General features: G+C 30.3%; 18 protein-coding genes. 8 read left to right on the plus strand and 10 right to left on the minus strand.

Going from position 1 to position 20,868, the window contains the following annotated elements:
• Window positions 1–158 precede the first annotated feature (158 nt).
• The 6 genes from B0A66_RS02900 to B0A66_RS22795 form a co-directional block, all read right to left on the minus strand.
• On the minus strand, window positions 159–1,904 hold the full coding sequence (locus tag B0A66_RS02900; protein WP_089048350.1) for a ThiF family adenylyltransferase: 1,746 nt from the start codon (window positions 1,902–1,904) through the stop codon (window positions 159–161).
• Window positions 1,904–2,905 carry a CBASS cGAMP synthase gene (locus B0A66_RS02905; protein WP_089048351.1) on the minus strand — a complete coding sequence of 334 codons (1,002 nt, stop codon included), beginning with the start codon at window positions 2,903–2,905 and terminating at the stop codon, window positions 1,904–1,906. The genes B0A66_RS02900 and B0A66_RS02905 overlap by 1 nt, the downstream gene beginning before the upstream one ends.
• A 1-nt stretch (window position 2,906) precedes the next feature.
• Window positions 2,907–3,929, minus strand: coding sequence for a CBASS cGAMP-activated phospholipase (locus B0A66_RS02910; protein ID WP_089048352.1), 1,023 nt, complete (start codon window positions 3,927–3,929; stop codon window positions 2,907–2,909).
• Window positions 3,930–4,739: 810 nt separating this feature from the next.
• Entirely contained in the window at window positions 4,740–5,513 is a 774-nt protein-coding gene (locus B0A66_RS02915; protein WP_089048353.1) for a GGDEF domain-containing protein, read from the minus strand.
• Between the two features lie 389 nt (window positions 5,514–5,902).
• On the minus strand, window positions 5,903–6,409 hold the full coding sequence (locus B0A66_RS02920; protein WP_089048354.1) for a PRC-barrel domain-containing protein: 507 nt from the start codon (window positions 6,407–6,409) through the stop codon (window positions 5,903–5,905).
• 46 nt (window positions 6,410–6,455) lie between these two features.
• Window positions 6,456–6,611: a hypothetical protein gene (locus B0A66_RS22795; RefSeq protein WP_165766572.1), complete on the minus strand. Its 156-nt coding sequence runs from the start codon at window positions 6,609–6,611 to the stop codon at window positions 6,456–6,458.
• Between the two features lie 468 nt (window positions 6,612–7,079).
• Between B0A66_RS22795 and B0A66_RS02925 the strand changes: the two genes are divergently transcribed.
• Together B0A66_RS02925 and B0A66_RS02930 are read left to right on the plus strand one after the other, a co-directional pair.
• Window positions 7,080–7,802 (plus strand): hypothetical protein, encoded by a 723-nt coding sequence (locus tag B0A66_RS02925; RefSeq protein ID WP_244283379.1) that lies wholly within the window; start codon window positions 7,080–7,082, stop codon window positions 7,800–7,802.
• 201 nt (window positions 7,803–8,003) lie between these two features.
• Entirely contained in the window at window positions 8,004–8,360 is a 357-nt protein-coding gene (locus tag B0A66_RS02930) for a hypothetical protein (protein WP_089048356.1), read from the plus strand.
• Window positions 8,361–8,445: 85 nt separating this feature from the next.
• Here the strand turns inward: B0A66_RS02930 and B0A66_RS02935 are convergent, their stop codons facing one another.
• On the minus strand, window positions 8,446–8,904 hold the full coding sequence (locus B0A66_RS02935) for an RNA methyltransferase (protein ID WP_089048357.1): 459 nt from the start codon (window positions 8,902–8,904) through the stop codon (window positions 8,446–8,448).
• A 155-nt stretch (window positions 8,905–9,059) separates the two neighbouring features.
• Here B0A66_RS02935 and B0A66_RS02940 point away from each other — a divergent pair, with 155 nt between their 5' ends.
• Together B0A66_RS02940 and B0A66_RS02945 are read left to right on the plus strand one after the other, a co-directional pair.
• Entirely contained in the window at window positions 9,060–9,641 is a 582-nt protein-coding gene (locus B0A66_RS02940; protein ID WP_089048358.1) for a TetR/AcrR family transcriptional regulator, read from the plus strand.
• Window positions 9,642–9,694: 53 nt separating this feature from the next.
• On the plus strand, window positions 9,695–10,486 hold the full coding sequence (locus B0A66_RS02945) for a glucose 1-dehydrogenase (RefSeq protein WP_089048359.1): 792 nt from the start codon (window positions 9,695–9,697) through the stop codon (window positions 10,484–10,486).
• A gap of 106 nt (window positions 10,487–10,592) precedes the next feature.
• Here the strand turns inward: B0A66_RS02945 and B0A66_RS02950 are convergent, their stop codons facing one another.
• Window positions 10,593–12,011: an amino acid permease gene (locus B0A66_RS02950; protein ID WP_089048360.1), complete on the minus strand. Its 1,419-nt coding sequence runs from the start codon at window positions 12,009–12,011 to the stop codon at window positions 10,593–10,595.
• A gap of 117 nt (window positions 12,012–12,128) precedes the next feature.
• On the minus strand, window positions 12,129–12,827 hold the full coding sequence (locus B0A66_RS02955; protein WP_089048361.1) for a DUF1826 domain-containing protein: 699 nt from the start codon (window positions 12,825–12,827) through the stop codon (window positions 12,129–12,131).
• Window positions 12,828–13,321: 494 nt separating this feature from the next.
• On the opposite strand from B0A66_RS02955, the gene B0A66_RS02960 reads away from it, so the two are divergent.
• Window positions 13,322–16,237, plus strand: a complete 2,916-nt coding sequence (locus tag B0A66_RS02960) for an NACHT domain-containing protein (protein WP_089048362.1) — start codon at window positions 13,322–13,324, stop codon at window positions 16,235–16,237.
• A 171-nt stretch (window positions 16,238–16,408) separates the two neighbouring features.
• Complete coding sequence (locus tag B0A66_RS02965) at window positions 16,409–17,233, plus strand: DUF4393 domain-containing protein (RefSeq protein WP_089048363.1); 825 nt, start codon at window positions 16,409–16,411, stop codon at window positions 17,231–17,233.
• Between the two features lie 313 nt (window positions 17,234–17,546).
• Here B0A66_RS02965 and B0A66_RS02970 read toward each other — a convergent pair whose 3' ends face one another.
• A complete protein-coding gene (locus B0A66_RS02970; protein ID WP_244283380.1) occupies window positions 17,547–17,888 on the minus strand; it encodes a winged helix-turn-helix transcriptional regulator in 342 nt (113 codons plus the stop codon).
• Between the two features lie 98 nt (window positions 17,889–17,986).
• Here B0A66_RS02970 and B0A66_RS02975 point away from each other — a divergent pair, with 98 nt between their 5' ends.
• Both B0A66_RS02975 and B0A66_RS02980 read left to right on the plus strand, forming a co-directional pair.
• Window positions 17,987–18,760, plus strand: coding sequence for an SDR family oxidoreductase (locus B0A66_RS02975; protein WP_089048364.1), 774 nt, complete (start codon window positions 17,987–17,989; stop codon window positions 18,758–18,760).
• 404 nt (window positions 18,761–19,164) lie between these two features.
• On the plus strand, window positions 19,165–20,457 hold the full coding sequence (locus B0A66_RS02980) for a hypothetical protein (RefSeq protein WP_089048365.1): 1,293 nt from the start codon (window positions 19,165–19,167) through the stop codon (window positions 20,455–20,457).
• The last annotated feature ends 411 nt before the right edge of the window (window positions 20,458–20,868 follow it).

A 20,868-nucleotide genomic window follows, 5' to 3' on the forward strand; every position in this document is an offset into this window, starting at 1 on the left:
AGAAACATCAGTAATTGAATAAATATTATCTTCTATATAAAAACCAATTAATACGCCACCTGATTCAGGCTTGTGTAAATCATCTTGAATATATTTTTTCAAATTTGCCAACACATCCCTAGATATTTTTACAAAAAGATTTCCTAGATTAAATTCAATCATAAATCATTTACTATAAGTTGAAACGAATCATTCTGTATTGCAAAATCGGTTATTAACAATTCTTTTTCCGCTAGCAATTTTTTATCCCCAATCCATGAATATACTTTAGAAGTAACATCGTTTCCATCTAAATGATTCTTTATATAAGGAAAAATTGTAGACAAAAATTGAATTAAATAACTTGATGAGTAAGGTGAATACCCCGTCTGGCAACTCCCTTCAATTAGATATGTCTTATCTAATTGATTTACTACATTCAATAACGTAGCGAATTGATAACTATCACTTTCAATAAGCTCAATTGCCTTTGCTGCATCGCAAGGCATAATAAAAAGCATTTGTCCACTTGCTAAAAAAGGTTCAACCCAAAAAAGAAATGTAGGTTTAGTTAATTTTCCTTCTACCACATTCTTTAAGATAAACTTTTCAATCATTGTTTTACCAATCGCAACAAAATGAAAATCACACTCGTTAATAAATTCAATTTCATTTTCGATTATTGCTGTAACAGATTTATTACGTGTTTGGACATCAATTAGCGGATTAGAATTTTTTATTTCTTTTTTTATACCTTCAATTTTATTCTTCAAGACATCGGAAAATCCTAATAAGTGCCTATTTATATTTTCTGAAGATAAAACTTCTTTATCAATTAAATAAAATTTGTCTATAGATAAGTTTTTAAGAAAGTATACTAAATTTGACCCAACACTACCTAATCCACTAATAGCTATACTTTTTTGATTTTCTTCATAACCTGCTGTTCTAATTTGTAATCTACTTAAATTCATATCATCGAATGATAATCTTGTCACATTTTTTTTAGCATAAACATTATTGGTCAGATGATGAATTTTAGAAGTAAAATTTCTACTTCCTCCTTTCTTCCGCGTGAGAATTTTTACATTTTGATATGTCCAACCAAAATATTCAGTGATAGAATTATGATTATTATTAAAAACAATTAATAAACTATCAAAATTGTAATTATTGCATAGATCTCTAAATTGCTTATATTTTTCCTCATCTCTTTTAATTATTTCAATACTTGCTTCAAAAGTTAATTCAAAAGGCGGTTCATAAAAGTTATTATCAATTTTTATAATTCCAATTTCTTCAACAAAACATTTACATTCTTTAGCGTAATCTTTAATTTTCTTTATATCATATTCACTGTTAGTAATGAAATAACGATAATTTCCAAGATAATTATTCGTGAATCTTAAACCTAACAATTCATCATTTCCGTTAGAGATAGAATGAAATACTTCATTAGATATTAAATCACTTTCAGAATATCTTAATTCCCAATAGGCTTTAAATTCTCTTTTGAACTCATTTTTTCTGTATTCAACATTTTCAGCTTCGCGAATTATTTTTTTTGCTCTCGCCAAAACCAATTCAACGAAGTCTGAAAAATTATTATTAGGTAAAATTAAATTTAGTCCCTCATCAAAAATACAAATAGTATAGTCTCCATTTATATGCGGAATGTATTTTAATTCTTCATAGTTTTTTTTACTAATAAAAATTTTAGGAATATTAAATGGAAAATCAATTGGAAAGTTTAGAAAAAAAATAAAATCAACCAATTTATTACTAATAACAATCTCAGTTTTAACTTCCCAAACAATACTATCTTTATAAAATTTGTATCCGAGTTCTTTTAATTCATCTCTTGTTAAATTTCTACAAGTTTCAGTTTTTCCAACTTCTTCTAAAAGTAGTGTATAATCAACCATTAAGCAGATTTATTATCATATCTTAATTGATCTGAGGAAGAAAATGTTTTTGCCAAATCTTCATCATTCTCTTTGATATTTGAACAAGGAAATCTGTCTCCTAAATGTTTTTGCCATTTTGCACAAGCATCCTTTTTGCTTTTTAAATTTATAGCTTGTCTTCCAGAATCGATTAAACTATTTAGCGCATCAAGAAAATTTTTCTTAGAAGTTTCTGAAGAGTATTTTTCTAATAAATTTTCTGTATCATCTACAGTTGGCCTCTTACATTCATACACTCCTGTCCATGTAAACCTTGTATCATCAATTGATTTTTGAATTTTCTCTAGAGTATCCAAAAAAGCTACATCATCCTTATCATTTGGTTGATAATTATTAACCGCTAAAATTGTAAATATCATACCGCTAGGCAATTTCAATCTACTTTTATTATCCGTCCAAGCTTTTAAATACCTTACAATTCTTTTTAATTGACTTTTATCCTTAGATTTGTCATCGAACCATTTTTTGAATGCATAAGGATCACTTTGAATCCAGCCCTTTGATTTATGAGCCAGTTCTGGAATATCATCATTATCATAAAAATCTTCGTTTTCATTATTTGTTATTTTATAGTAGATAGGCAAATCAACATGATATTTCTTTGCGTACTGTACGCGTACACAAGTATTTTTATCAATTGTATTTTGGTCAGTTCTATTTTCCACAGCTTTGACAATCCAACTATGAGCTGTTTCAGGAGTTGGTTTATCTTCCTCTGTTCCAAAAATATAAACACCATCATCGACATCATACTCTCCACTTAGTGGTAAAATTGTTGTATTCATTGAGAAAGAACCTTGTCCTTTGAATTTGACAGTATGTTCCTTTCTTTTTAATTCAAAATAAGATTTGATATCTTTTCGAATTGCATTTCTAGAAGTTCTTAATTCATTTTTTTTTGCTGAACTAAGAGCAATAATTCCATTAAATTCTGTAAAAGTTTCGTGTAAGTCAGCCATATTATAAATTAAAAGTTTTTTTAGTTGTAAATATTCTCTTTATATCTTCTCTTTTTTCAAAAATTAACGCCTGATCTTTTGCTTTAATTTTCATTAAATCATAAGCCTGTTTATTAGCGACATCCAGTTGAATCAGACTTTCTTGTTCAGTTGCGATTGAGACACTTGGAATTCGTAAATAATTAATTTCAACATTATATATTTCAGTTATTTTTGACAAAAAAAAGTCTGTAAAATAACTTTGTCCATTCATTGATGTTTCAAATAAAGCTGATCCCCAATCTCTAAATGAGCGTTCTCTTTTTAGCCCTGTTTTCTTACCACCTGTGATAGTAAGGCTACTAAGGGACAAAATTTCAATGGAACTATATTCTTTGTCTTTCCCACTACCCACGAAATAATTTAAAGCTTCTAAAAGACCTACTAAAGTCGGATTATTTGCCCAAACACCACCATCAATAAATTGTTCATTATCATAAAAATTTGACTCTGCTAGTGGAAAATACGTTGGAGCTGCAGATGTTGCTAAAGCAATATCAATAATTGGCGCTTCATTATCTCTAGATAGTTTTCCATGTTTATGATCATATTTAAATACTTTCGGTTTAGCTTCTGTAATTGAATAACTAGGGATACATAATAAATTATTACAATCTTTGATCTGTCTATTTCCGAAAATTTCAATTAATGATTCCTTTAATCCTTTATCTGAATACTTTCCACCTTTAGCTATTTGCTTTAAAAATCCATAATCAATAGTTCCGAAGAATGGAATTTTCCTTTTTTTGTGTTTTGGAAATATTATTTCACCTTTATTCTCATAAAAATCACATATTTCCTTTGCAGATATTTTTAATGATAAAGCCAATGCAATTAACCCGCCCGTTGATGTACCACAAATCATATCAAAATGATCACTTGTTTGACAATTAAATGTCTCTTCAAACTTCTTTAATATTGATGCAGAATATAGGCCTTTAATGCCACCACCATCAATGGATAAAATCTTAAATGCTTTCGCCATATTTTTTTTAAAATTATTTAAATAATAAATTGCTCAGAGTAGAATTTAAAGATAAGTATATACTTAAAATTTAAATAAAATTCTTATTAACAATAATCTGCTACTTACAAACTTATTCTTTTAAACTTGCAAGCGTAACATATAAAATGATTTCATAATTTTATAATTTTCGAAAAAACAAATATCATGCTTTTTTTAAGTTCAATATTATGGAAAACCATAAAGTATAATTTTTATAATACAAGTTTAATAATGATGAATTATTAATCCCCTCTCGTGCAAGCGTCCAGTTCGTGAAGTTAGAGCATAGAATGTCCATAAATTTACTAAAATCTTAATGAAAGATCTTTTAAAAAATATCCTATATTTATTTAGAAGATAGCGTTCACGAACGAGACGCTCGCAATAGCTAGGGTATGATAAATTAGTTGAAGCAATTTTAAATTTTTGTAATGGAAAAGTTAAAGTAGTAATTAAAAAATAACAAATTTTAGAAAGATTAAATAACTTTTAAAAAAAATGTTGATTTAAATCTATTATTCAACGGACTTGATATTATGAATATAATTTCAATTTCCTTACATCAACATATTTCAAATCTAAATTCTAAACCTATTACTGCAAACCAATTAGAAAAAGAATTGAAAAAGCTAAAAATGTTTCTATATTATCATTCCAATTAATTTTTATTCTAAAAAGATACTTTTTATTTCACTCAAGAGATTTTTTAAGAGAAAGTTATGATAACCTTTTATAACTTCACCTTTTCTAATGTCTTATAATTTTAAGTTAATTACAAATAAAATTTAATTAAGAAGCATGTTCGGTAGTATTTTTATTTAGACTTTTTTTTGCGATATTTCTCATTGCATAATTTGCTCTATCAAGTAATGTTTTAACTGTATCGCTCTCTTTTAATTGTGCTAAACCGCAACATACGGTAATTTTATATACATTATCATCAATAAGAAAATTATGCCCTGCAATAAACTCCCTTTTTCTTTCAGCAGGAATTTTAGCTTGAGTTATATTAGTATTTGAATTAACAACAACAAATTCATCTCCCGTTTCATATCTTCGAAATGTTTGGTCTGTTATACGGGTATCATCAAGTAATAATCTTCCAACCTCTGAAAGAATAGAATCTCCAATTGTAGGAGAGTGATTTTCATTAAATAATTTAAAATTATCTATATCAATTAGTATAATCGAAAGAGGTTTTCCTGATTTTTTAGACTCCTTTATTTTTTCTTTAAGATATTCTTCAAGAAGACGATGGCTACGCAATCCTGTTTTTTCGTCTGTATAAGTTATTTTTTTTAATGCTTCTACTTTTCTATTAAATATTATTCTAAGTAAAATATATGTAATACCAATTAATATTGCACAAATAATTATTATTACATAAAATTTCAATGAAATTGCTTTATAAAGAAATTTTTCAATACTTATCTTTTTATCAAAAATTTTATATACAAGGAATAAAAATAGTCCTCCACCAATAAATTTTATTAGTATATCATAATAAAGTTTTGGTAAAAGATCATTTACAAATCTCTTGAAGGATTCTTTTAATAATATCATTTTTTATATTATGATTTAACTGTTTTCTTAAAAGCTTGAGCCTTTTCGCACAGATTTTCTGTCAATCGAAAATACAACTAAAACTGGAAATTCCATTAAAAATTTGTTTTATATATCTTAAAAAAAAATAAACTTTTATAAAAACAAAAAACTGCTGACGTTAGTTACGAAATATTAAAAAATAAATAGAATGAAAAAACAATAAATAATATCCCATATATACAAGATTGCGTTCACAAGCGAGACGCTCGCGATAGCGAATGGGTTCTATGAAATATAATTCAGTAAGGTCAGAAAAAAAGCTCCCAATCAAATGATTGGGAGCTTTTTTATGCATTTTTATCAGTATGAACAGCTTTACAAATACTAAAAGTAAAGTTCAATCGAAACTAGTGATTGTCAAATTCCCTGCGGCTATAAAAAGCATCGTCGTTGCTATCATAATTAGGATCATTTTCAGGATAATACGACTTCATTACTCTTCTTTCATATTCCCTGTCAAAATTATGTTGTGTATTATACCTACTTGTATTTCTAAAGGTATCATATCCTAAACTGTTTGCCATAACAATTTTGGTGTCTTTGTTTATGTTTACAGATCCAATTGGTATGATAATGTGGCTGTCTCCTTCTTTATAAACAAACTCTTTTCCACTGTCGTTTGCTATAACGTCACGAACCTCAGTATGCTTGTCTTCTATTAATGCTTTATCTAATTTTACATCCAGATAAACTACGCGCTGCATGTCTTTATTAACCCAAAGGTTATCAATTTTGCCAATTGTACGGTTGTCAGCATCAACGATCGTCCATCCTCTTACATCAGAATAATTGGAAGCAACTTTATAATTTGATAGTTCGTCTAGTCTGTATAAATTCTTGTCTTTATTTTCCATAATTTCTTTATAAATAATATTATTTACTTTTCAGCTATTGGGTCAGTTATTGTGCACTTGTACTATTTTCGATTTCCATGGTGCTTTCACTGCTAGCATCATGATCTTTTACAAAAACATAGTATAGTAGTGCTCCGATTATTAGCGCTGCTACAATCCATGGCCATATCGGTTTCTTTTTCTCAATTTTAATTTCTGCCATAACACATTTTTTAAGTTATAAAATAGTTTTTTATTACTAATAAAGATACAAATGCGTCCAGCGTTAGATGTACTAAATTTCAGCAGTATGTTACACAATTCCCAGTAGCTTAATTGTCAATCATTTCCATAAATTTAAGTAGCAAAGCCAAAGAAGATTCAAGAAGAATTTACTAGTATAAAACTTTGAAATCCGTTACTCTGATACTAGATATTAATACGATTTTAATAGATAGCCGGATTAGTAAAACACAAGCTTTTTAATCAGAATTAGATGAGTATTTAAAATTTAATTACTAACTTTATTTAAAATTAGATTCTTAATTTTAATGAGTACTCGACTATGAAAACTTTAAAAAAGACCTGCACCATATTGATGCTTTTATTTTCAATTTTAAACTTTGCCCAGAATAAACTCGACAAAATAATAAAAAAAGATTACCAGATTATTGATTGCAAAATCTCGAAAATGTCTGATAGTACAGTAGAATACTCCTTGCCAGGAGAAACCATGCAGATTTCTTTAGACATAAACAAAATTGCACGAATTGATTTCGCAAGTGGCAGGTCGCAGACTTTTGATACCAGTTCTCCTGCAGACAACCCTGCTCCTGCTGCTTCATCTCAGGTTATCGAAAATGCTCCAATGAAAACAAATACAATTGCTGTACTTCCCATACCTTATTTGAATTCAGATAATTTACAAAGTTCTGAAGAGATGTCAAAATTTGCTCAAAATGATATCTACAACAAATTAATTGATAAATCATCCAACATTTTCCCTTTGACTGTACAGGATTTAAGGGTAACCAACAGCCTTTTGCATAAGGCGGGAATCAACAGTGCTACTATTGATGATACACCAATTGAGGATCTTCAAAAAATTTTAGGAGTCGACAACATTGTTGCTGCCAAAATTTCTTATACGATAACGGATGGTCAAACTACTTCAACCTACAATTCCGGAACAGCCAAAGTAAATGACAGCTATACCAAAGCCAAAACCAACAACAGTTCGGTGACAACGGCTAGTACTCAAATGTATTATCATTATACTGTTTATTTTGATATGTATAAAAACGGAACAAAGATATATACCCAGACCAGAAAACCGTTTCTGAATTTAAAAGACAGCTGGATAGATTCTATAAGTTACTTATTAAAAAGAAGCCCTATTTACGTGAAGAAATAACATTTCGTTATCTAACAAATGAATCCAGGGGTTACTAGTTTCTTAAATAATTCGTTTTGAGACTTTCTCAAAATTTGTATTCCCATCTAAAAAATAGTTTTATTACTTTGGATATTGTACTGAAAAATTGCATATTATTGGTGACTAAAAAAACGAACACTTTATAAACACTAGATTTCTAATTTATACACCTGCGCATACATGATTGTACAAGATTTAATTGGTAATTATTCCATTTCCGGGAGTAATCAGGATGAGACTAACCACGCAACTTACAAAGGTGTTCTAAGCTTATCTCTCGATGAAAACAATCGAATTATTGCGCAGTGGCTTATTAACAATACCCAACAACAAAAGGGGTATGGTTTCTTTAAAGACAATATTCTGGTTATTAATTTTAGTTATAAAGGAGATGAAAATAAAACCTACAAAGGGGTTGCCGTCTATAAATGCATTACCAAGGATATACTGGAAGGCTTTTGGTCTGAAAAACATGGAAATCCACTTTATTTAGGAACAGAACATTGCTTACGAATGAAAAGTAGCCACTTAAACTAACCTCCATTTTAAAATAATCTAATACTGTAGTGAAAAACCAACCTGATTACCGCATTTTTAATTACTCTAAAAAATAATATTTGTTCTAAGAACGGGGTTTAGGCAAATTTCTGTCGTACATCACAATAGTTCCTGCCACCGCCACATTTAAGCTTTTTACTGATTTAAATTTTACTAAATGATGGCATTTATCGATTGCTTTAAGCGACAAGCCATGATCTTCTGCTCCCAATAAATAAACACAACGTCTTGGATGCTCAAAAGTTTCTAAATCAGATGCTTTGTCATCTAATTCAACACCAACCAGTCGTGCTCCTTTGGGTAAATTTTCATAGAAATCTTCAAAATTCTCATAATGAAAATATGGAATTGCTTTTACGGCATCATGCGTATCACAGGCTTGTTTGGCATATCGATTCCCTATGGTAAAAATAAAAGTAGCGCCCAGGTTTTGAGCAGATCGCCACAAAACGCCTAAGTTTTCAGGTGTTTTACCATTTTGTATTCCGATCCCGAAATATTCATTTATAAAGTTGTCATTCATAAACACAAAAGTACAAACTGTAAGCACATAAGTCAATATTTTAATTGAACTGAAACAAAGCCCGTTTTAAGATTACTATAACGAACTACCTTAAATAAAAGTTATATTTTAGATAATTATGTTTAAATGAATAATTTTTCATTTAACTTTACTGTATGAGACCATTAGATCCTGATAAAAGAGAAAAAATTTTAAAGTCTGTGTATGTACTTACCGGTAAACAGGGATTAGCCAGTGTTAACATTTCAGGCATTAGTAAAACAGCCGGAATTGCGGCCGGAACCTTGTACACTTATTTCAAAAATAAAGAAGAAGTTATACAACTGGCGTATCTAGCGGTTGAGGATAAAATGACGCAGGAAATGTACCGCGACTTTGACATTAATATTCCGGTGAGACAATCGTTGAAGCGAATTTACATCAACATGCTCAATTACAGACTTGAGCATTATGACGAAACGGTATTTATCGATCAGTATCAACAGTCTGGTTACATTCAGCTAAACTTCGAAAAACAACTGGCGGAGTACGAAAAACAGAATAAACCATTATATGATCTTTTAGAAAAAGGACAGCAGGAAGGCATTATAAAAGCATTGGATGCCATTGTACTGATCAGTTTTTTTGATGGTGCAGTACGCTCCTGCTCTACTGGTATCATCCAAAAATTATTTCCATTGAATCAGCAGCTCATTGATGATGGGTTTGATATGATCTGGAGAGGAATGAATCAATAATTTGAATTTTAAATGAATAATTTTTCAACTAATATATTTTAATACTACATATCATGAACATATTTAAAGACAAAACAATCATTATTACCGGAGCCGCTATGGGTCTTGGACTTGCAGCAAGTAAAGCCGTAGCGCTAAAAGGAGCTAACCTGTCTATTGTAGATTACAATGCCGAAGCACTTGAAAAAGCAAAAGCAGAAATCCAGTCAATTGCACCAAATGCAAAAATTATAACGATAGTCGCTGACGTTTCAGACGAAGAGGCTGTAAAAAATTATGTAGACAAAACAGTTCAGGAATTTAACCGTATCGATGGATTCTACAACAATGCAGGTATCGAAGGAAAACAGGCACCATTGGTTGATTACGACATCAATGTATTTAAAAAAGTAATCGACATCAATCTTATGGGTGTTTATTACGGTCTGAAATATGTCATTCCGGTAATGCAGAAACAAGGCGGAGGAAAAATTGTAAACGTGGCTTCTGTAGGCGGAATCAGAGGTGTTATTAATCAGATGCCGTATGTAGCAAGTAAACATGCTGTTTCAGGTATGACCAAAAATGCCGCTATAGAATATGGTAAAGATGGAATATACACCAATGCAATCGCACCCGGAGCGATCCTTACGCCAATGGTGGCAGAAGCGTTTAAACAAGTAAATCCTGAAGATCCAAAAGCAGCCGAAACAACGTATGCACAAAGAAACCCTACCAGAAAGTTAGGTAAACCGGAAGATGTGGGTAACCTTGTAGCTTTCCTTCTTAGTGATGAATGTCAGTATGTAAACGGGCAAACCATTGCTATTGATGGTGGAGAATCAAACCTGTATGGTAATTCATAAAGTAACCAATTTTATATAAAAAACGGATCATGGTGTATGCTATGATCCGTTTTTTTTATAGTGCAGTTCAATCTCTTTGAATTGATAAAATAATAATACTAGCTCTTTATTTTTTTGTTTTAAAAACTTTAAAGCATACAAATAGAATACCCAGCCAAATAGGAATCAATTCTACGGATAACTTCATGTTTGTGATCCACATGATCGATAAAATCCCCAATAAAAACACAAAACAGATGTAGTTACTTACGGGATAAAATATGGAAGCAAATTTAGTTTTTACATTTTCCTTGTCTTTCGAACGTCTAAATTGTAGATGCGTATAAGAAATCATAACCCAATTGATAATTAGACAGGACACCACTAAAGACATTAAAATACTAAAAGCATCTTTTGGCATTATTTTATTTATGATAATACAAACAGCTGCAAAGCAGGATGAAATTAAAATAGCATTAATAGGTACTGATTGCTTATTAAGTTTCTTTAAAAACTTTGGCGCATTCCCTTGATCTGCTAAACCATACAACATACGCGAGTTACTATACACACTGCTATTGTAAACGGATAACGCTGCGGTTAATACAATTAAATTAAGCACATTAGCAATCAGACGGGTAAAAAATATTTTGTTGCCAAACAATTCAAACTCCATTCCGTTTAAGTTTTGAAAAACCATTACAAACGGGCTGCTGTCTGTTGTAATTTGTCTCCAAGGTGATAAAGCAAATAAAATAACCAAAGCACCAACATAAAATATAAGGATTCTGTAAATAACCTGATTGGTTGCTTTTGGAATATTCTTTTCCGGATTTTCTGCCTCAGCAGCGGTAATTCCAATTAATTCCAAACCACCAAAGGAGAACATAATCAGCGCCATGGCAGCCAATAAACCCTGAAAATCGCCAGTAGCAGTTTTTTCAAAGAAACCTTTTGGAAAGAAACCTCCATCGTTATATAAATTATGAATTGTAGCGTGCTCCCCTCCCGTTCCACTTACCAACAAGTAAGTACCGAAGAGAATCATGGCAATAATTGCGGCAACTTTTATGATGGAAAACCAAAATTCAGTTTCTCCATAAACCTTTACAGAGGCAAAATTCAAAGCATTAATAACCAGGAAGAAAAATAAACTAGATGCCCAAAGCGGAATTTCAGGCCACCAAAATTGTACGTAAACACCAATGGCTGTAAGTTCAGCCATACTCACTAAAATGTATAAAATCCAATAATTCCAGCCTGATGCAAAACCGGCAAAGGAACCACAATATTTATAAGCGAAGTAACTAAAGCTTCCTGATACAGGTTCTTCAACAACCATTTCACCCAGTTGTCTCATTATAAAAAAAGCGATAATTCCGGCAAGCGCATATCCTAAAATAACAGATGGTCCTGCTAATACAGCTGCCGGACCGATGCCAAGGAAAAGACCTGTTCCTATTGATCCTCCTAAGGCAATTAATTGAATGTGGCGATTGGTCAGCCCACGTTTAAGCTGATTTTCTTGTACGTCTTCATGTTTCATTTTCACAAATCAGATTTTTAAATGAGTTATAATGTACTCATATTATTGTATAGACAGCGAAGATATGTTAAAAAAGGAATAACACAAAGCATGAACTATGCGAAAAAACGGATTTCTTTAACAAATAAGCAACAGACGATATTCTCCCTCATTTTCTATTGGCGCTCTGTGAATACAAGGCAATACTTCTTGTTTTGGATGATCTACAGCCAGTCTCCAAAGATGTCCTAATCCTAAATTAACAGGTTCTGCATCCGTATGTAGTTGATAATGCAAATCAAAATAATTCTCTTTCAAAAAGTCTTCGAATCCTTCCGGTGCTCCATCATACAATTCTTTTAACTTTGCTCTGATTTCGGGAATTAGAATTTTCTGTTCTGCTTGCGAATTAGCAGCGATATCACTTGCCGCTCCGTGATAGGTACATAAAAAAGTATCTGTTGCAATAGGCGAACGATCCACATGAAACGAATACACATCAGTCGATATGAAATCAAACTCATCATCACGATCATAACATTTCAGCAAATTAAGCGATGGCGAAGCTCCAAAGTCAGCTAATAATTGTAAATCATTTAAGATTGTTTCCCTTGCTATATTTCCCTTTTCTGATAATTGAAGTGCGATTAAATCTTCAGGAAAGACTTCGGTTATATTTTCTTTTAAACGTAACTGAGTCACAATTTCATTAAAATCACCATCCAAATTTCTGTACCAGCATAACGCATTCATTTCTCCTTTGAAATGTGTATGTACAAGTTCAGAGAAATTAGACGCTATTCCAATTTGACTGTTTTCAGAAAATGTATTGCTCATCGTGTAGTATTAAAAGAAGGTAATTACTTTATTGCAAAATTATGTAATAGTACGTATTTGTTGAGGTTTTTATTGCTATTAAATTTTGGAGTTATCTCTTTGTCATCAAAAACAGCATTCAATTCTTTAAACTTTGATAAATTAAAGAAAATAATGTCTTGTTGATGAGTTTACAAATATCTCTAAATCGATTTGATATGTTGAAAATAAATGTTTTATTTTTTTACCGTATATACCGGAAAATTAAAATCTAATTTCTGCCGAAATGTTTTTTTATGCTTAATTTTTATTTTCTTTTACCTGTTGTCCTAAATCTTGTAACTTTGGGTTTTAAAATTTATTCAAAGTCAGAAAAAACTTTATCTTTTTGAAATGATTTAAATTTTAATTAAAATGTTATTTACCTATACTATACCTATTTTTATCTTTTATAAAATGAAGATTTATCGTTTATTTTTAGAATTAAAATAATTAACCTTAACACGAATATATTTATGAGTAAACATACTTTAGATAATATAAATGACTCAACTAGTTTGACAACATTGGTTTCTAGAATTTGTGAAAAAATTGAACTAATAAAAGTTTCAAAGTTAAGCGAATATGTTATTTCAGCAGATGAAAAGTCAGCATTAGGCACAAGATCCTATATTATAATCTGCACTTTAAGTGAGTTAAACGGTAAAGTTGAATTAATTAAAGATTTAATATTAGAGTTTGCAAAAGATGATCAAAACATTATAGTTGTAAGTTCAAGTAAAAAAATTTCCAATTATTTTAAAGATTGGTTAAAAAAAGATGTAAAAACCGATAAAATTGATTTTTGGAATAATGATCGTCTAGTTGAATTGATAGATGAACATTTACCTGAATATTGGGGACATGCTGATGTATTTTTAAAAAGCTTTGAAGAAGAATTTAAAAAGAGTTTAAAAGGTAACGATGAATTACAACAAGTATTGAAGTTAGATAGAAAATTTGAGGATTTACTTAATATATTTATTGAGCCAAAAATAATATTTTATCGAGAAGACAACAAAATTGGAAGAACTGTAAGGTCTAAATTTAAAATTGAAAAATATATCTCAAATGGTAATTTTTTTATTACCGGCGATGCTGGTACTGGAAAATCTACACTTTTAAAAGAAATTGGAAGAAGATGTATTGAGAAAAACAAAGATAGTATAGTTAAAACTTTGCCAATTCGATTAAAAAATAATGATATAGCGCAAGCGAGTTATAACCTTGAAAGAGCAATTGCAAATGAAGTAAATTCAATGATTGGAGAGGGCAATCTCGAAAAAATCTATAATGACTATAACATTCTTCTTTTGATAGATTCAATTGATGAATTTGAAACTGATAGACAAAAAGAAATTTTTATCGAGCTAAAAAATCTTTGTCTATTATACAATCTTAATTTTGTTGTTGCAACTAGAAATTATGAAAAACTTACAAAAGAGTGTGAAGTTTGTGAAAATACTAATACTGTTGTAAGCAATTTCGATCTTCGTCAAGTTAAGCAATATGTTACAAAATTTTTTCAAAAAGATTTAAAAAAATCAGAAGATCTTTGGGATAATCTTTTAGAAAATAAGATCCTTGAAAAAATTCCTTCAACTCCATTGACAATTTCTTTGGTTTCAATTCTCTATGAAGAAAACGGATATGAGGTTCCTGCAACTATAACTGATGTATTCGATAATTTTAATACATTCCTTCTTGGTCGACTAAATGTAAATTCAAATTTAGATTTTTTAAAAATTAATGTGAAGGAGAAAGTTTTGTCCATGTATGCATTATCCGTAATTCAGACCAAGAATAGACGAAGAATGTATCTTGATGATTTTATTGTTTATGTCAAAGCATATTTTCAAGGACAATCAATTACAATAGACGAAGGAACTATTCCGGACGTTATAAAAAGTATGACAGATGGTACTGGAGTTTTACACATAGACGAGCATAAATTTGTAACATTTCAGCACGACCACTTTATGGAATATTATGCATCTCGTGAAATATTTTTTGAAGAAAACAGAAGTGAGTTAGAACAAGAAATTATTGAGCGATTTACCGAATTTAACTGGCAAAATACTGCTATTTTTTATACTGGTAGAACTAAAAATATGCCTTTGTTTTTAGACAGACTTATTACAAAGTGTGAAACATATTCCGCAGTAAATGATCAATTATTAGCAGTTTCAGGTCTAGGATTCGTTCTACAATCTTTATGGATGACAAACTCTGAAAATAGAAAAAAAGCTGTCATACAATCTTTAAAAATGCTCTTAAAAGTTGACGCTGGAATTAAATCTTTAGCACAACATAAGTTTCCTTTTTTTAAAGGAATAGATGACATGACAATTGCTATGTCAAATTTAGTTTGGTTTTTCTCTCACTATAATTCAATCACATTAAGAGATCCCCTTCAATTGGCTTTCGATGATCTAAGTTTAGAATTAAAAAAAATGGAAGACACTGTTTTTATTAGAGATAAAACTAGTATCTTATTTCAATTGTTCTGTATTGCAGCAACTTTAAATACAGGTAAGGTAAAAGATACTTCAAAACTGGAATTGCTTTTCAATGAGAATAAAATACTGAACATTCCTTTATTTGTTTTCTTATTTAACGAAGCTATAGAAGCACTAGAATATAGTAACGAAGCACGTTTGAGGAAAGATTACAAGATTGAAGCTAAAGCGAAAAGATACTCTCGAATGATTAATTTTTATTTAGAAAACAAATCTGAAGTAGTTTCAAATACTACCTTTCAGTTACTTGCACCAATAAAAGATGTTGAACTTTATACGGAGGGTAAAACTGACGCTATAATTATCAATCATGCTTTTAGAGTATTAACCATGGGCGACGATCCATATTGGAATGTCACAGCAACTGAAAACATAGTTGGAACGAATGCTGGAGGGGCTCAACAATTAGCAGATTATTTGAAGAGTTTAGCACTGACCATTGATAATAATTTTGATACAAATAAAACTATAATAGCAATTTTCGATAATGATGATAAAGGATTTCAAGAATTTAATGGATTACCTGAAAAATTTAAATTAAGAAATAAAATAGTTAAAAATATAGATAAGACAAAAATTTTCGCGATAATGCTACCTATACCAGAGAATGAATATTATCAACCATACCACCAAGAAAAACAAAGAAATAGATATTTTGCAATTGAACATTATTTTCCATTAGATTTACTAGAGAAAGAAAATATAGTATCTCCTAGTGCAATTCCAGGAATAATGGAGATTACAGGAAATAAAACTAATTTTGCAGAAAACATTCTAAAACTAGGAAAAGAAGATTACTTTAAAGAATTTTCTTTTTTATTTACTTTGATTGATGAAATTGCGGGAAAGAGAAAGAATTACTGCGATCTCTAATGTAAAAAAAAATGAATCAACAATATCTTAGCTTTTAAAACTTACAGAAGAAAATTAACAATAAATAATAATTACTTCTGATTTTAACTTATAAAAAACATTAGTAAAATCTTACTCATACAATAAGAACTTATAGTTGAAAAGAAAATACCGTAAATCCAAATTATAAAAATGCAAGATCACGAAAACAAAGAAACAAATGTTAAATCTACAATCGACGCTGTGACAGGTTTAGTTTCTGCAATTCCTATATATCAAGACGCTATCCAGCCTTCTGCTAAACAAATTGGTAAATCACTAGAAACAGTAACAAAAACTGTCAATATTGCTTTATCTCCAATAAAAGCTCTCGTTTGGGGATATGAAAAAATTGAAGAGTTCATAACAAGTAAAGTCTCAGAGAAACTAAAAAATGTCTCTGAAGAAAATATTGTTTCACCCCCTACTTCAATAGCTGGACCAACAGTTGAGGCATTAAGATTTGCTGGTGATGATATCAACTTAAGAGAATTATATGCCAACTTGCTAGCTTCTTCAATGGATAAAACGACGCAAGATCTAATACATCCAGGATATGTTGAAATAATTAAAAATTTATCAAGCGATGAAGCTTTACTTTTACAAGCATTTAAACATTCAATATACCATCCCCTAATTGACATATCAGCAAAATTACCAGGGAGTCAATCAAAAAAACAATATTCTAATTTTTCGCATTTTTATAAAATTATAAATATAAAAAGACCCGATTTAATACCATCGTATTTAGATAATATAATTAGATTAGGACTTGCCGAAATTCCATTTGGCAGCACATTGCTTGACCCAAATATTTATGAACCATTGGAAGATGATAGTGAGCTAGATCTGCTAAAATTTAAAATAACAAATGAACTTAAAGCAACTGTGAGACTCGAGAGAAAATATATTATTTTAACTGCATTCGGAAGGCTATTTGTCCAAAACATTGTAATTGATAAAAATGAAAATATATAGCTAAATTCGAAACTAAAGCAATAACATTTTTAAAGTAAGTAAAAAAACAAAGAAAATAGCAATTATTCTTACTTTATTATAGATACACTGATAACAACGCTGATATAATATAATATCTGACAAACCAAAAATTTTACAGTATCTTTTTTTATCTATGAGCCTTCAGAAAATTAACATTCATTTTAATTAGTATTAAAAAGAAGGCTCAACTAAAATAATTGAGCCTTCTTCATTTTGGACAAAAAATACATCTATTTACATTTTCAAAGTCAAAAATCTGTAACAAACCACTTTATTGTTACTGCAGGTATTATTAAACAACAAACTCCAGTCCCCATTTATACAATTCATTAATAATTGGTTCCAGTTTTTCACCTTTTTCGGTTAAGGTATATTCTACAGTGGGCGGCACAGTTGCAAAAACTTTTCTGGTCACAATACCATTTGTTTCCATGTTCTTCAATTCTTTTACCAGCATTCGGGTATTAATCTGTGGTATAAGCCGACCTAATTCACTAAAACGCTTTTTACCAGTAAACAATGCATAGATAATAGACATTGACCATTTCCCTCCTATTACACCCAAAATTTCCTGCAGTGCACATCGTTCGCAACTTTTTTCATTTTTTTTATCTTCCATAAGTACTGATTTCATTCAAGCCTTTACTTTTTGTTATTACTGTACAAAAGTGTTCCTACTTGCAAAAGTAAAGTAATGTAGTGTTATTTGCAACTCATTAATACATAAACAATATGGAAACTACATTAAAAGGGCAAGTCGCTTTGGTAACAGGAGGAACAAAAGGTATCGGTAAAGCAATCGCGGATAAATTAAGTGCTAAAGGAGCTCAGGTAATAGTAACAGCTAGAACAGCACCTGAAAGCAATACAAATGGACATCATTTTATAGCTGCTGACCTTACTGTGCCTGAACATACTGAAGTCATTACTAAAGAAATTCTCGAAAAATACCGCCGAATAGACATTATCGTAAATAATGCGGGAGCAAATTTAAGTCCTGGCGGAGGATTCAATACACTTTCAGACGAAGATTGGTACAAAGACTGGGAATTAAATTTTTTATCAGTAGTCCGAATTAACAAAGCGCTATTACCTATAATGCTGGAACAAAAAAGCGGTTCCATCATTAATATTTCTACAGGTGCGGCAAAACAACCAATCTGGGAAATGACGATGTCTTACTCTTCTGCTAAAGCGGCATTGAATGCTTACAGCAAAGCATTGGCTTCTGAATTAGGATCAAAAGGAATACGCGTAAATGTTGTATCACCTGGTGTGGTAAAAACGCCTTTGATGATGGATTTTATCGAGAATATTGCAACATCTTCTAATATAACAGTTGACAAAGCTTTTCAGGTCGTAATGGACAAAGTTGGCGTTCCGTTAGGCAGAATGGCTGAACCGGAAGAAATCGCCAATATTGTGGCCTTTTTAGTTTCTTCGGAAGCTAAATATGTTACGGGAACTAATTATTCAGTAGATGGCGGTGCTTCACCTACAGTGTAAAAAAAGTGAAGATAAAATGATGCTAAGACTTGAAAAACGGATCAAGCAAGTACTATCGGAACAATAATTACTACAAAATAAGGCTCAACTAAAGCAGTTGAGCCTTATTTTGATCTTAGAATAAGACATTAAACAACTGCAAAACATCATTTAATCTGTAAAATCATTCCTATTTTGATGCAAATCTTTAAGAATATTTACATTTAAATTACATTATAAGCCTCAGAACGGCTATTATTGTTAAAATTTGTGTCAACAAATGTTAAAAACCCGTAAATATACCTGTTGTATGAAACATTTTTAGTTAATTTGTAAAAAGACATACCTTGAAATAATTGTTTTTAAAGATACGGTTACTTTTCGAGATTGTCTAAGAGAATGTATAAGCCCTAAAGCCCCTAATTATGAAAAAAATTACTTTATTGATTTGTTTGCTTCTAGTTGCTGCAACAAACGTAAATGCACAACAGGAAAAAGGAATTATCGGATACACCAACTGGTTAGACAACTGGACAGAATTTAAACCTCATAAATCTGACGGTAGAGAAGCAAATCAAATTTTAGCCGGAAACATTGGTGTAAATACAAAATTACTGAAAAGAAATGTATATGTTCTTCAGGGAAATGTTTATGTAACTAACAATGCAGTTCTAACAATTGAACCTGGTACAGTAATTATTGGAGACTCTAATACAAAAGGAACATTAGTTATTACAAAAGGAGCTCAAATCATGGCAGAAGGTCAGGAAACTGATCCTATTATTTTTACTTCAAATAATAGTATGAAAAAAGCCGGTGACTGGGGAGGAATTGTAATTCTTGGTGATGCACCTATTAATAAATTTGGAAGCGTTGGATCTTACAACTTAGATCTTGATCCTGCACTTACTGTTTACGGTGGAAATAATGTAGCAAGCAACTCTGGTATTTTAAAATATGTGAGAATCGAATTTGCTGGTAAAAAAGTAAAAGGGTTTGATACTTTTAACGCATTAACTGTTGCAGGTGTCGGAAACAAAACCATTTTAGAAAATGTAATGGTGAGCTACTCAGGTGGTGATGCTTTTGCTTTCTACGGTGGAGATGTTAATGCTTCTCAATTGGTTTCATACAAATCAAGTAATGATGACTTTAAATTTACACAAGGTATTCAATGTCGTTTATTCAACTCTTTAGCAGTAAGATCTTCTTATTTGACAAGTAACAAAGATGGTTCAAGATGTATTGAAGTTAAATCTTACGAAAAGAAAAGCGAAACTGATTTTACAAAAAAATCAACTTTGGTTACTGCTACAAACATAACAATGTTAAATGATAGCGAAAACATCAAAGCTGATATTCAGTCAGGTTTAATTAAAGAGGCTGTTTATGTAGCTGAAAATGCATCTTTCGAATTAAAAAGAAGTGTTGTTTCAGGATTTAATCCAGCAGTTTTATTAGACAGCAAAACAGAAGTAAATGGAGCTAATCTAAAGAAAATCAAATTTGAAGAGATGTTCTTTAATCAATGTAGTGGTAACATCTTTACAGAAAACATAGCTGATAACACTGATTTGGAGAGCTGGTATGGTAACACTATCTTCGGTAATGTTTACTCAAAAACAGATAACAAAGAAACTTTTGTTGATGTATACAACGCAAGAAGACCTGACTTCAGACTTCAATTAGGAAAAATTACTGCTTCAAGCGGTAGATAAATATAGCTTTTCAAAAGCAACAAAAAAGGAAACAGAAATTAAATCTTCTGTTTCCTTTTTTTATTTATAGATCTTACTACTTTTTGTTCTAGTTCTTCTATTAGTCAATATTTTTAATAAATAATTTTAGTATATTTTCATTCATGAATAAGATGTTGAATGAAATCAAAAGTTTATACAAAATTGTAATTAATTTGATAATGAGCTCGATATTATATCGGGCTCATTCATTTTAAACAAATATTACATTATAGTATTCTTTATCCTCTAATCTTGTTACTTTAACAGATAAATAGCAACTGCATAATTTTTAAAATAATAAAAGTGAAAAAACTAATAATAAAATTCCTGATCATAATTTTTTCCACCATTATTGGGCTTTTCATTTTTTATATATTTATGACTCATGAC

Origin of the sequence: Flavobacterium hercynium (assembly GCF_002217285.1) — a bacterium.
In the GTDB taxonomy this organism is placed as follows: domain Bacteria; phylum Bacteroidota; class Bacteroidia; order Flavobacteriales; family Flavobacteriaceae; genus Flavobacterium; species Flavobacterium hercynium.

What these genes read in the sequence shown, in the direction of transcription:
- B0A66_RS02900 (WP_089048350.1), bottom strand. Translation starts at nt 1,904, where the DNA reads ATGGTTGATTATACACTACTTTTAGAAGAAGTTGGAAAAACTGAAACT.
- B0A66_RS02905 (WP_089048351.1), bottom strand. Translation starts at nt 2,905, where the DNA reads ATGGCTGACTTACACGAAACTTTTACAGAATTTAATGGAATTATTGCT.
- B0A66_RS02910 (WP_089048352.1), bottom strand. Translation starts at nt 3,929, where the DNA reads ATGGCGAAAGCATTTAAGATTTTATCCATTGATGGTGGTGGCATTAAA.
- B0A66_RS02915 (WP_089048353.1), bottom strand. Translation starts at nt 5,513, where the DNA reads ATGATATTATTAAAAGAATCCTTCAAGAGATTTGTAAATGATCTTTTA.
- B0A66_RS02920 (WP_089048354.1), bottom strand. Translation starts at nt 6,409, where the DNA reads ATGGAAAATAAAGACAAGAATTTATACAGACTAGACGAACTATCAAAT.
- B0A66_RS22795 (WP_165766572.1), bottom strand. Translation starts at nt 6,611, where the DNA reads ATGGCAGAAATTAAAATTGAGAAAAAGAAACCGATATGGCCATGGATT.
- B0A66_RS02925 (WP_244283379.1), top strand. Translation starts at nt 7,080, where the DNA reads ATGTCTGATAGTACAGTAGAATACTCCTTGCCAGGAGAAACCATGCAG.
- B0A66_RS02930 (WP_089048356.1), top strand. Translation starts at nt 8,004, where the DNA reads ATGATTGTACAAGATTTAATTGGTAATTATTCCATTTCCGGGAGTAAT.
- B0A66_RS02935 (WP_089048357.1), bottom strand. Translation starts at nt 8,904, where the DNA reads ATGAATGACAACTTTATAAATGAATATTTCGGGATCGGAATACAAAAT.
- B0A66_RS02940 (WP_089048358.1), top strand. Translation starts at nt 9,060, where the DNA reads ATGAGACCATTAGATCCTGATAAAAGAGAAAAAATTTTAAAGTCTGTG.
- B0A66_RS02945 (WP_089048359.1), top strand. Translation starts at nt 9,695, where the DNA reads ATGAACATATTTAAAGACAAAACAATCATTATTACCGGAGCCGCTATG.
- B0A66_RS02950 (WP_089048360.1), bottom strand. Translation starts at nt 12,011, where the DNA reads ATGAAACATGAAGACGTACAAGAAAATCAGCTTAAACGTGGGCTGACC.
- B0A66_RS02955 (WP_089048361.1), bottom strand. Translation starts at nt 12,827, where the DNA reads ATGAGCAATACATTTTCTGAAAACAGTCAAATTGGAATAGCGTCTAAT.
- B0A66_RS02960 (WP_089048362.1), top strand. Translation starts at nt 13,322, where the DNA reads ATGAGTAAACATACTTTAGATAATATAAATGACTCAACTAGTTTGACA.
- B0A66_RS02965 (WP_089048363.1), top strand. Translation starts at nt 16,409, where the DNA reads ATGCAAGATCACGAAAACAAAGAAACAAATGTTAAATCTACAATCGAC.
- B0A66_RS02970 (WP_244283380.1), bottom strand. Translation starts at nt 17,888, where the DNA reads ATGAAATCAGTACTTATGGAAGATAAAAAAAATGAAAAAAGTTGCGAA.
- B0A66_RS02975 (WP_089048364.1), top strand. Translation starts at nt 17,987, where the DNA reads ATGGAAACTACATTAAAAGGGCAAGTCGCTTTGGTAACAGGAGGAACA.
- B0A66_RS02980 (WP_089048365.1), top strand. Translation starts at nt 19,165, where the DNA reads ATGAAAAAAATTACTTTATTGATTTGTTTGCTTCTAGTTGCTGCAACA.